This window comes from Burkholderia sp. Se-20373, assembly GCF_017104705.1.
Lineage (GTDB): Bacteria > Pseudomonadota > Gammaproteobacteria > Burkholderiales > Burkholderiaceae > Burkholderia.
Genome location: NZ_JAAGPH010000192.1, coordinates 1 through 11496, shown reverse-complemented (window position 1 = coordinate 11496; position 11496 = coordinate 1). Strand labels below are relative to the sequence as shown.

At 70.0% G+C, this 11496-nt stretch carries 11 protein-coding genes; 5 read left to right on the top strand and 6 right to left on the bottom strand.

What is annotated here, in order from left to right; all coding sequences use genetic code 11:
• The 4 genes from G3N96_RS34850 to G3N96_RS34835 form a co-directional block, all read right to left on the bottom strand.
• Positions 1 to 428 (bottom strand): amidase family protein (locus G3N96_RS34850; RefSeq protein ID WP_241022963.1); only part of this gene is annotated, 428 nt, incomplete at its 3' end.
• Positions 429 to 532: 104 nt separating this feature from the next.
• Positions 533 to 1246 carry a helix-turn-helix transcriptional regulator gene (locus tag G3N96_RS34845; RefSeq protein ID WP_206140005.1) on the bottom strand — a complete coding sequence of 238 codons (714 nt, stop codon included), beginning with the start codon at positions 1244 to 1246 and terminating at the stop codon, positions 533 to 535.
• Positions 1247 to 1550: 304 nt separating this feature from the next.
• Positions 1551 to 1988, bottom strand: coding sequence for a hypothetical protein (locus G3N96_RS34840; RefSeq protein ID WP_206140004.1), 438 nt, complete (start codon positions 1986 to 1988; stop codon positions 1551 to 1553).
• A 234-nt stretch (positions 1989 to 2222) separates the two neighbouring features.
• Positions 2223 to 3125, bottom strand: a complete 903-nt coding sequence (locus tag G3N96_RS34835; protein ID WP_206140003.1) for a LysR family transcriptional regulator — start codon at positions 3123 to 3125, stop codon at positions 2223 to 2225.
• A gap of 184 nt (positions 3126 to 3309) precedes the next feature.
• Between G3N96_RS34835 and G3N96_RS34830 the strand changes: the two genes are divergently transcribed.
• On the top strand, positions 3310 to 4086 hold the full coding sequence (locus tag G3N96_RS34830; protein ID WP_206140002.1) for a glucose 1-dehydrogenase: 777 nt from the start codon (positions 3310 to 3312) through the stop codon (positions 4084 to 4086).
• Positions 4087 to 4146: 60 nt separating this feature from the next.
• Here the strand turns inward: G3N96_RS34830 and G3N96_RS34825 are convergent, their stop codons facing one another.
• The gene (locus G3N96_RS34825) at positions 4147 to 5331 is read right to left on the bottom strand and encodes a sugar transporter (RefSeq protein ID WP_206140001.1); all 1185 of its coding nucleotides are present in this window, start codon (positions 5329 to 5331) and stop codon (positions 4147 to 4149) included.
• Between the two features lie 229 nt (positions 5332 to 5560).
• Between G3N96_RS34825 and G3N96_RS34820 the strand changes: the two genes are divergently transcribed.
• Positions 5561 to 6235 (top strand): HAD family hydrolase, encoded by a 675-nt coding sequence (locus tag G3N96_RS34820; protein ID WP_089498626.1) that lies wholly within the window; start codon positions 5561 to 5563, stop codon positions 6233 to 6235.
• Positions 6236 to 6344: 109 nt separating this feature from the next.
• Here the strand turns inward: G3N96_RS34820 and G3N96_RS34815 are convergent, their stop codons facing one another.
• On the bottom strand, positions 6345 to 6587 hold the full coding sequence (locus tag G3N96_RS34815; RefSeq protein ID WP_206140000.1) for a DUF6566 family protein: 243 nt from the start codon (positions 6585 to 6587) through the stop codon (positions 6345 to 6347).
• Between the two features lie 341 nt (positions 6588 to 6928).
• Between G3N96_RS34815 and G3N96_RS34810 the strand changes: the two genes are divergently transcribed.
• From G3N96_RS34810 to G3N96_RS34800, 3 genes are all read left to right on the top strand, one after another.
• Positions 6929 to 7213: a hypothetical protein gene (locus G3N96_RS34810; protein ID WP_124581420.1), complete on the top strand. Its 285-nt coding sequence runs from the start codon at positions 6929 to 6931 to the stop codon at positions 7211 to 7213.
• A gap of 78 nt (positions 7214 to 7291) precedes the next feature.
• Entirely contained in the window at positions 7292 to 7780 is a 489-nt protein-coding gene (locus tag G3N96_RS34805) for a phage protein NinX family protein (RefSeq protein ID WP_206139999.1), read from the top strand.
• 148 nt (positions 7781 to 7928) lie between these two features.
• Positions 7929 to 11321, top strand: a complete 3393-nt coding sequence (locus G3N96_RS34800) for a maltotransferase domain-containing protein (protein WP_206139998.1) — start codon at positions 7929 to 7931, stop codon at positions 11319 to 11321.
• Positions 11322 to 11496: the final 175 nt, after the last annotated feature.

The window sequence follows — 11496 nt, the reverse complement described above, 5'->3', positions numbered from 1 at the left end:
TTGCGTACCGCGCCGGTCACGCGGTTGTTGCCCGACACGCCGAACGCCAGCTCGTGCAGGTTGGCCTTGCCCGCGATCAGCGCCCCTTGCGCGAGCAGCCGCGCGACGACCGGCGCATGCTGCGGCGGCACGCGGTTGTGCAGCGCCAGTGTGCCGTTGCCGGTCGGCAGGCACGCGGTGTCGATGTTGTCCTTGATCGCGATCGGCAGGCCCAGCAGCGCGTGCGGGGTGGACGACGTCGCGACATCGCGGTCGCAGCGGGCCGCTTCGGCGAGCAGCCGCGCATCGTCGACGCACGTAAAGCCGTTCAGATAGCGCCAGCGGGCGTGCCGCTCGATCGTGGCGTACGCGTATTCGACGCAGGAAAACTCACGGCGCAGGATCGCGTGCCGGGCTTCGGTGAGCGTCAGGGTTCCCAGGGTGGGCATCGTCGTCGTTCCTCGTCACGGGGGATCGTCACAAGGTAGGGCGCGCCGATTTTGACGCCCATCATCACAATGGATGACCCCGGCCGTCGGCCGCGCGCGACGGGTTACGCCAGCGCGGCCGCCAGGCTCGCGCGGTTGGCGACGCCCTTCTTCGCCATCACGCGCCGCAGATGCGTGCGGACCGTCGGCACCCCGATGCCGAGCGTGCGTGCGACGTCCTTGTCGGTATAACCGGCGGCAACCAGCCGCGCGACGTCGCTCTCGCGCCCGGTCAGCCCCGCGCACGCATGGCGCCGCCGCAGCAGCGCACGCCGGAAAAACGGCTCGATGCCGTTCAGCAGCAGCTTGTCGCGTTCGGTGAAGTCGGGCCGCCCTTGCGCGCGCCAGATGCGCAGGTCGCCGATGTGGGTCGCGCCGTCGAACGCATAGACGTTGATGCCGTGGTGCATCCCGTCGCGGCACAGGAAATCGGTGTAGAACTCGGTCTGCTCCAGCTCGCGCCGGCTCACCACCTCGTCGACGCAGGTCGCCACGCGGCGCGCGCGCAGTGGCGGCGTGACCGGATCGATATGCTGGAACCACGCTTCGTACCGCGCGATCTGCAACGGATCGACGTTGTACGAGAAGCCGTTGCACCACAGGCCGGTGTGTTCATCGCAATCGAAAGACGCGGCGAAATCGGCGCGGAGCAATTGCGTGATCGCGGGCAGCACGACCGCCCGCACGTCGACGACCGGCCCCAGTTCTTCCAGGCGGGCGACGAGGTCGCCGAACAGCCGGAGTTCCTCCGGTGTGATATCGGACGCGGACAGGTTCATGACGGACGGTTCCTCGGCAAGCCGGTGGAAAACACCTGCATCGAGCGCTTCGACGGGGGGGCGCGGCGAAGGCCCGAACGGGCATGGGTGCGTCGCGATGCGCCACGTTACCCGGCTGATTGACGTACTGCGTGTCGCGTATCGACCGCGGCGCCGAGCGGGCTCGGGGTTCTCGCGGCACTCCGACACCCGAGCGGTTCGCCAGCGCGCACGAGGCAAAACGGCCGGTTTCCCGAGGCGAACCACGGCCGGCCCACTGCGGCACACCGGGCCGCTGCGTCATCGCGCCAACGCTAACGCGCGGTCAAAGGCCGGCAGCCGCCACCGACGCCTGCCATTGCGCGGCCACGCCGGCGTAACCCCTGATCTTGAACACGGAGCCGTCCTTGACGTGGACCCAGCCGAGCGTGCGCTCGGCGAGCGGCTTGTCGTGGTCGTCCGTCGCGATCTTGACGATCGCCTGCGCACGCACATGGACGAGACCGTCCGGATAGTCGGACGACGGGTTCGCGAGCGTCACCGTCACGAACGGCCCGAGATCCTGCAGCAGTCGAGCGGCCGGCGGATTGTCGGCCATCAGCAACGAACCGCCCTTCACGCGGTCGTCCACGCGAATGGCCGTGCCGCCCGGCCGCCGCTGCGCCGCGGTCGGCTGCGACATCCACAGCACGTGATCCGGGTTGAGATAGACCACATCGGGGTCGCCCATCGCGTCGCGGGTTTCAATCCGGTGTATCGGCATGCAGAGTCTCCAGTCGAATAGCGGGCACCGGTGCCGGTGCGTCGGTATCCATGATGATGCCGCAATATGTCGGCTTGCCGCGTGCCTGGCGGCGAATGGCGCGACCACGTCAGGCCGGATGGAGGCGCGCCGAGCACGTTACTGGCACGTTACGGTTTCGCCGGTGCGCCGACGTCGTCGAGCGGCGGTTGAAACCGCTTCACGCCAACGCGACCCGCAGCCCCGACGCCCCGCCTACCCTCGCCACGTCGCGTCCGCGAGCTTCGCCACCAGCGCGTCGTACACCACCCGGATGCGCCGGGGCATCGGCCCGCGCCGCGGCCGATAGACGTGCAGCTTCCACGGCTCGGGCTCGAGGCCGGGCAGCAGCCGCACGAGGCGCCCGTTGTCGACGTACGGCCGGACGAGGTATTCCGAGCACTGCCCCAGCCCCACCCCCGCGCAGATGGCCTCGATCTCCACCTCGGTATCGTCCGTCAGGTACGCGGGCGACGACGGGACGAACTGCTGCTCCCCCCGAAACATCCACGGCCACGCGCGGCCGCTCGCACGATCGATCAGGCACGTGACCGGCATCGATTCGAGTTCCTTGCGATTTTTGGGCTCGCCCAGCCGCCGGATCAGCGACGGCGCGCCGACGATCCACATCGGCAACGGCCCGACCATGCGTGCGACGAAACGGTTGTCGCCGATCGCCCCGACGCGTACGCCGATGTCGATCTGCTCGTCGACCACCGGCGACGGCACGTCCGACAGCCGCAGGTCGGGCACGAGCCCCGGATACCGCTGCATGAGTTCGCCCAGGATCGGCTGCACGTAACGACGCCCCATGCCCGACGGCGCCGTGATCCGGACGACGCCCACCGGCTCATCGGCCTGGCCGGTCGCGGGGCCGAACAGCCCGTCGACGGCAGCCAGCGCCGTCTGCGCGTCGCGCGCGAACGCCTGCCCGAACGCGGTGATCCGGATGCTCCGGGTCGTCCGGTGAAACAGCGTTTCGCCGAGCATCTCCTCCAGGTCGCGCACCGCGCGCGTCACGACCTGCGGCGACACACCCAGGCGCGCCGCCGCCTCGCGGAACGTGGGCGCCGCGGCGGCCGCGGCAAAGATCTTCAGGATGTCGAGTCGGTTGAGCATGGAGACCCCTCGTGGCACGCGAAAGCGGCAGCGCCTTTCATTCCAAAAACGGGAATTCTGAATGCGCCATTGTTCCATTTTTTTGCGACACGCGAGCGACCACAATGCTCATCAAGCGTGCATCGCAACCGATTCAACTCAACTCCATGCGCCGCTTTCATCCCTCACTCTGGAGAATCTCATCATGACCGCAAGCACGAAACCGGCCCAACTCGACGGCCGCATCGCCGTGGTAACCGGCGCCAGCTCCGGCATCGGCCGCGCGTCGGCGATCGAACTCGCGCGGCGCGGCGCAAAGGTCGTCGTTTCCGCACGACGCAAGGCCGAGCTCGATCGACTGGTCGACGAAATCGTGACTGCCGGCGGCGAAGCCAAGGCCTTCGTCGCGGACGTTGCGAACGAAGACGATCTGCGCAAGCTGTTCGATTTCACGGTCGAGACCTACGGACGCCTCGACATCGCGTTCAACAATGCCGGCACGGAAGGCGTGTTCGCGCCGCTGCTCGAGCAGGATGCCGAGCGGTTCGACAGGGTGTTCGAACCGAACGTGCGCGGTGTATTCAATTCGATGAAGTACGCTGCTGAAATCATGCTGCGGCAGGGTTCGGGCAGCATCATCAACAACGCGTCGATGGGCGGGCTGATCGGCTTCGAGAATGCGTCGGTCTATATCGCGAGCAAGCACGCGGTGATCGGGATGACGAAGACCGCGTCGATCGAATGGTTCAAGCGGGGCGTGCGCGTGAACGCACTGTGCCCGGGGCTGATCGAAACGCCGTTCCATCACCGCGGCATCTGGCCGTCGGACGAGGCACAACAGGCGTTCGCCGCATCGACGCCGGCAGGACGCTGGGGCTCCGCCGAGGAGATGGCGACGATCGTCGCGTTCCTCGCATCGGACGACTCCAGCTACGTGTCGGGGCATGCGCTCGTGGCCGACGGCGGTTACTCGGTCGCCTGACGAGCGAAGCGCGAGGCCGGGCCGTGGCGGCGTGCGCCGCATGCCGCCCCCCGGCGTCGGCTACGCCGCCGCCTGCCTCGCGTGCAACCGCAGCGCCAGCCACGCGATCCCGACCGCCACCGCGCCGACCACGCCGCCGAACGTGCCGACCCACGGCAGCCCGAAGTCGCCGGCGATATGGTTGCCGATCAGCGCGCCCGCGCCGATGCCGACGTTGTACAGCCCGGAGAAGATCGACACCGCGAGGTCGGTGCCCTCCGGCGCCAGCTTCAGCACCCATGCCTGCATCGCCAGCCCGAAGCAGACGATCGCCCCGCCCCAGACCAGCGTATGCACGGACAGCGTGACGATGTTCAGCGCGCACGGGAACAGGATCAGCAGGCACCCCGCCAGCGCGACGATCGACCCGAGCAGGAAATCGTCCGGCCGGTGCGGATAGAGGCGGTTGAAGCAGATCGCGGCCGGTATGCCGGCGACGCCGAACAGGATCAGCACATAGGTGATCCGGCTGCTGCTCGCGTGGTTGACGCGCTGGACGAAAGGCTCGATGTACGTGTACGACGTGAAATGCGCGGACACGACGAGCACGGTGATCGCGTACAGCGCCACCAGCGCGGGCTTGCGCAGGAACACGCCGATGCTGCTGAGCGACCCGGCGCCCTGGCTCGGCGATACCGGCAACGTCGCACGCAGCAGCAGCAGCGCGACAGCCGCCGCGCCGGCGATGATCAGGAACGTGACGCGCCAGCCGAACGTCTCGCCGACCACGCGCCCGAGCGGAATGCCGGCCACCATCGCGATCGCCGTGCCCATCGCCAGCAGGCTGAGCGCGCGGCTTTTCCGGTCGCTCGGCGCGAGCCGCACGGCCAGCGGCACGGAAATCGACCAGAACACCGCATGCGCGCACGCGATGCCCAGCCGGCCGACCATCAGCACCGCGAAATTCCACGCGACGCCGGTCACCACGTGGCTTGCGATGAACCCCAGCAACGCCCACGTGAGCAGCTTGCGACGCTCGACATGGCGCGTGGCCAGTGTCAGCGGCAACGACACGACGGCCACGGCCCATGCATAGATCGTCAGCATCAGGCCGACGTCGGTCGGCTGCATGTGCAGGCTGTCGCCGATTGCGCTGAGCAGCGCGACGGGCACGAATTCGGTGGTATTGAAGATGAAGGCGGTGAGTGCCAGGGTCAGGACACCCCACCACGAGTGCTTGGAACTGACGGCGTCCGGTGTAGCCATACCTGGAATCGGCGAGACGAGGGTTGGGGGCGCGCGGCGCGGAGAGCCCGGCCCGGCGATCGCCGCGATTGTACCAGCGGCACATGACACGGCGCGGCGCGGCGCGGGGTGGCGTGGCGTCGAGTCTGCGGGCCGCGGGACATGGTCATGACATCGCCGTGCGCCGATAATGTGCCGACTCGCTTCTCACGACCCGTTCGCTCGCCCCCTTTCGAGCCAGGAGAATCACATGCGCATTGAAACGTCTTTTCTGTTCGATCTCGACGGCACGCTCGTCGACAGCGTCTACCAGCACGTGCTCGCGTGGAAGGAAGCGCTCGATGCCGAAGGCATCGAACTGTCGGTGTGGCGCATCCATCGCAAGATCGGCATGAGCGGCGGCCTGTTCCTGAACCAGCTGCTGCGCGAGACGTCGGGCGACCTCGACGCCGAGCGCGTCGAGCGGTTGGCGCGCCTCCATGCGGCCGCGTACCAGCGGCTGCGCGCGCAGGTCCGGCCGCTGCCGGGTGCGCGCGAACTGCTGGCCGCGCTGTCGTCGGCGGGCATTCGCTGGGCGATCGCGACCAGCGGGCGGATGGAGACGGCCGCCATCAATCTGGAGGCGCTCGGCGTCGATCCGGCGAAGCACGTGGTGGTGACGCGCGACCAGGTCAAGTACGCGAAGCCCGACCCCGACCTGTTCCTGACGGCCGCCGCGCAACTGAACGTGCCGATCGAGCACACGGTCGTGGTCGGCGACAGCATCTGGGACATGCTCGCCGCCGCCCGCTGCCGCTCGCTCGGCGTCGGGCTGCTGTCGGGCGGATACGGCAGCGACGAACTCGAACGCGCGGGCGCGCTGCGCGTGTACGACGATCCGGCCGATCTGCTGTGGCATCTCGACGAGATTGCGGCGCGGCCCTGAAACGCCTGCTTCGCCGACGGCGCCCGCGCCGGCGCGCCGTCGGTTTCGTCAGGCCGCGAACGGCCACCGGCCACGCCTGCGCGGAACCGGAACGCGGCCGCCGCGCGGCTCAATCGTCGTCCATGCGCTTGTCGATCAGATAACGGCCCCGCTCGACACCCGCGAGCAGCGCTTCGTTCTCGGTCGTCCAGTCGGGGCCATCGGCCGCCGGCACGACCAGGTCGATGCGCTCGCCGCCCACATACACCTGCACCTCGTCACGCCACGCGCCGCTGTCGTTGCGCCGCGCCCACACACGGATCTCGTGCCCGCGATACGGATCCCGAATCTGTGCGTCCTGTTGATTTTGCACGGTGGCCTCCTGTACCTATCTGCGATGACGATGCAAAAAATACGCGCCGCATGATCGCCGCGCGCCCGGTCGGCCCCGTGCGCACGCGCCGTGCCTGACACTCGCCTGCTGGAACGCGGTTTGCGCGCCGGTCGCGCACCGAACCGCCCCGGGCATGCGTCGCGAGCCCGCGAAGCGGTTCCTCCTGCAACCGGACGACGATCCGCGCACCGATGCCTCTCCCGGCTCCGCTCCCGCGACCCGGCTCGCGGATCGAACGTCCCGACCTTCGAAGGAGCCTCGTTGTGAATCAGACGACCGATCTGCTCTCCTATCTCGTGACGAGCCAGCTGGCTGCGCGCATGCGGTCCGGTGCATGGCTCACCACCGGACAGCTCGTCGACGTGCAGCGGATGTGGCTCGCGTGCCATCACGCCGAATGCGGGTGGCTTGCGCGGATCAGGATCGCGGACGCGTCCGCGACGATCGCGCAAGGGATCTACGACATCGCGATCGCGAACCGCGATCCCGACAGCGGTGAACGGGTGCGGCTCGACGCCGATTCGCCGGAACTGAACGCGCTGCGCGAGCGTTGCGACGCGCTGCTGCAGCGGATCGACGGCAACCGGGACGTCGACGCATGGTGATCGTGCCGGACCGCGCGACGCCCGCGACGGGCACGTCGCTTGCGCGGTGAGCCCGTTTTGACCCGACGGAGCCGGCCCATGCGAACCGACGCACTCGACGGAAACGATCTCGACTATTGGTGTGCACGCGCGCTGTGCGCCGATGACGAAGACACGCTGCGTTTCACCGCCGTCGCGCCGCACCTGGTCGTGACGGCTGCGTGCGACGCACTCAGGCGGCTCGACACGTGTTTCGTGCCGTCGGCGTCGTGGTCCGACGCGGGCGCGGTGCTCGACCGTGTCGACGATCTGCGAATCGCACGGCACGGCGACGACGTCGAATGCGACGCGACCTTCGTCGACGGCCCGTCCACCTGCGGCGCGCACGGGCGCGATGCGCGCGTGGCGCTGCTGCGGGCGTTCGTGCGCGCGCGCTTTGGCGACGAAATCGATGCACCGCCGCCGTTCCCGCACCGGATCGAACAGGGTGCGGTGGTGCGCTGCGATCCCGTCGTGCCGCTTCCCGAAGCCGATGACGATCGCGCCACGGGCGACAGCACGGATATCCGCTCGGTGCCGCGCATGTAAGTGCATGCCGCTACCCAGCGGTCATGTAAAAACGACAGTCCCCGCCGCCGCGGGGCCCCCGCCCGCCCTTGCCCCGCGGGAAACCACCCGGCAGGCACGCGCGTTGCGGCGAACCGGCGTCATTGACTGCCGCCCCTACGCCCGCGCCATGGACTCCACGCCGCCCTTTTCTCCGCACCTCTACTTCTGCGACGCCCGCCTCGTCGGACCGCTCGACGCATGGCCGCAGACGTTCGCGCACATCGCCGGCATGGGCTTCGATCACGTGCTCGTCGGCGCGTTCTGGGCCGCGAGCGTCGCCGGCTTTCCGCGCCACGCGGCCGATTTCCGGCGGCCGTCCCAAGCGTTCGCGACACGCGCGAGCGCGCTCGAAACCTTCTCGCGGCTCGCCCAGCTCGCACACGGCCACGGGCTGCGCCTGCTGCTCGAAGTCGTGCCGGATCGGATCGCGCGCGAGAACCCGCTGCGTGCCGAGCATCCGGACTGGTACGTCGAGCGCACGCACGACGATGCACTGATCGATCCGCGCGGCACCGCGCACGCGCTGGACGTCGCCCATGCGAACCTCGGCGATGAAGCCGTGCGCGACGCGCTGTCCGCGTGGTGGTGCAAGCACCTCGCCGCGTTCGCCGATGCGGGCGCGGCCGGCTTCCTGATCGACGCGCCGCATCATCTGCCGGCCGGCTGGTGGCCCGGCTGGCGGGCGGCGCTGCGCCGTACGCGCCCGGACGTCGCGGTGCTCGCCGGCGTGCCCGGCCATGCACGCGACGCGCTGGCGCAGCTCGAAGCCGCCGGGTTCGACGCGGTGTTTTCATCGGTGCGCTGGTGGGATCTGCGCGCGCCGTGGTTCGTCGACGAACACCGGCTGCTGCGGCGCATCGGCGCGCCGATCGCGTTTCCCGACGCGTTCGACGGCCCGCGCCTCGCCGACGACTGGCCCGACGCGTCGGATGACACCGTCGCCCGCGCCTATCGCCGCGCGTTGTGGACCGCTGCCGCCGTCGGCACCGGCTGGCTCGTGCCGATGGGCTTCGAGCGCGGCGTCACGATGCCGCTGATGGTGCGCGACGCCGATGCGGCCCGCTACCGCGCCGCGTTCGAGCGCGCGCGCTTCGACCTGTCGGGCACGATCGCCGACGCGAACGCATGGCGCCGCGCGACGCCCGTGGCGGCCGCGCGCGGCGAAATCGTGCAGTTGAGCGCGCCCGGCGCACCGGCGACCGCGTTGCTGCGCGGCACCGGGCCATCGCTCGAGCACGACGAAGCGGCGCTGCTGATCGTGTTGAATCCCGAGCTCGACGCGGCGGTGACGGTCGACCCCGCGACGATCCTGCCCGGCGTGCCGGGCGGATTCACGCGCGTCGCCACGCACGACGGCATGCACACCCACCCGCCGGCCGTGCTCGAACCGTTCACGCTCGACCGGGGCGCGTACGCGCTGTTGCACGCGTGGCAGGCGCCGCCCGTCACGACTCGCCACGACGCCGCACGCGAGCGCGGCGCGCTCTCCGTGGCGCTCGCGGCCGACCGGATCGCGATCGAGCGCGTCGAGCCGTCGGTCGACGGCGGCCGCTTCGCGGTCAAGCGCGTGATCGGCGAGACGCTCGTCGTTCACGCGTCGATCTTCACCGACGGGCACGCGCATCTCGCGGCCGCGCTGCAGTGGCGCGCCGCCGGCGACGACGACTGGCGCGAAATCCCGTTCGAAGCCGAACCGAATGACGGCTGGCACGCCCGCGTCGTGCTCGACCGGCTCGGCCGCCATGAATTTCGCGTGATTGCCTGGCGCGACGACTGGGCGTCGCTCGTCCACGATGTCGCGAAGAAGCACGCGGCCGGCCAGGACGTGACGCTCGAACTGCGCGAAGCGCAGCTGCTGCTCGCGACCGCGCTCAAGCTCGCCGATCCGCTCGATGCGCGCGCGCGCACGCAGATGAAACGACTCGTCGCCGAATTCAAGGACGCGCCGGCCGACGCGCGGCTCGCGCAGCTCGGCGCGGCGCCGCTCGCCGACGCGTTCGCGGCGCTGCGCTACCGCCCGTTCGTCACGCACGACACGACGACCTTCCCGGTCGACGTCGAGCGCCGCGCGGCGCGCTTCTCCAGCTGGTACGAGATGTTTCCGCGCTCGGCGAGCGACGATCCGCACCGGCACGGCACGTTCGACGACGTGATCGCGCACCTGCCGCGCATCCGCGACATGGGCTTCGACGTGCTGTATTTCCCGCCGATCCACCCGATCGGCACGACCGCGCGCAAGGGCCGCAACAACAGCCTGAAGGCCGGCCCCGACGACGTCGGCAGCCCCTACGCGATCGGCTCGCCGGACGGCGGCCACACGGCCGTGCATCCGCAGCTCGGCACGCTCGACTCGTTCCGCGCGCTGGTCGATGCCGCGCGCGGCCACGGGCTCGAGATCGCGCTCGATTTCGCGATCCAGTGCTCGCCCGACCATCCGTGGCTCGCCGCGCATCCGGGCTGGTTCGCGTGGCGGCCCGACGGCTCGCTGCGCTTCGCGGAGAATCCGCCGAAGCGCTACCAGGACATCGTGAACCCCGATTTCTACGCGCCGGATGCGCTGCCCGACCTGTGGCTCGCACTGCGCGACGCGGTGCTGTTCTGGGTCGACGCGGGCGTGCGGATCTTCCGCGTCGACAATCCGCACACGAAGCCGCTGCCGTTCTGGGCGTGGATGATCGACGACGTGCGCGGCCGGCATCCGGACGTCGTATTCCTGTCCGAAGCGTTCACCCGGCCGGGGATGATGGTCCGGCTCGCGAAGGTCGGCTTCTCGCAGTCGTACACGTACTTCACGTGGCGCGAGTCGAAGCGCGAATTCATCGACTACCTGACCGAGCTGACGACCGGCCCGGCGCGCGAGTTCTTCCGGCCGAACTTCTTCGTCAACACGCCCGACATCAACCCGCGCCACCTGCAGAACGCGCCGCGCACGCAGTTCGTGATCCGCGCGGCGCTCGCGGCGACGCTGGCCGGCGCGTGGGGCCTGTACTCGGGCTTCGAGCTCGGCGAATCGGCGCCGCTGCCCGACAGCGAGGAATACGCGGACGCGGAGAAGTACGAGCTGCGGGCGCGCGACTGGAGCAAGGCCGCGCATATCGGCGCCGAGGTCGCGCGGCTGAACCGCGCGCGGCGCGCCCACCCGGCGCTGCAGACCCATCTCGGCCTCACGTTCGCCGACGCGGACAACGACGCGGTGCTCGTGTTCGTGAAGGCGACGCCGGCGTTCGACAGCGTGGTCGTCGTCGCGATCAGCACCGATCCGTGGCATCCGCAGGTCACGAATTTCACGCTCGATGCGTCGCTGTGGCGCGGCCTGGGGCTCGTCGACGGCGAACCGCTCGACGCGCTCGAACAGGACGCCACGCATGCGGAAATCTGGCGCGGGCATCGCCAGTACGTCTCGCTCGATCCGCATGTGCGCCCGTATGCGATCTGGCGGCTCACGCCGTCTCCAGGCGCCGCGCGGGCGGCGGCGCACGAACCGGGCGACGCCCGGCCCTCCTCGGGAGCCCATGGATGATGAAACGCGAAGATTCCCTCGACGACGTGCGCCGCGCGCAATTCCCGTCGCTGGCGCCGGCCGGCACCCCGCGCCGGCGCCGCGCCCCCCCCGCCGTCGCCGAACCCCCCCCCGCTCCCGCCCTCCCCCCCCCCCCCCCCCCCCCCCCCCCCCCCCCCCCCCCCCCCCCCCCCCC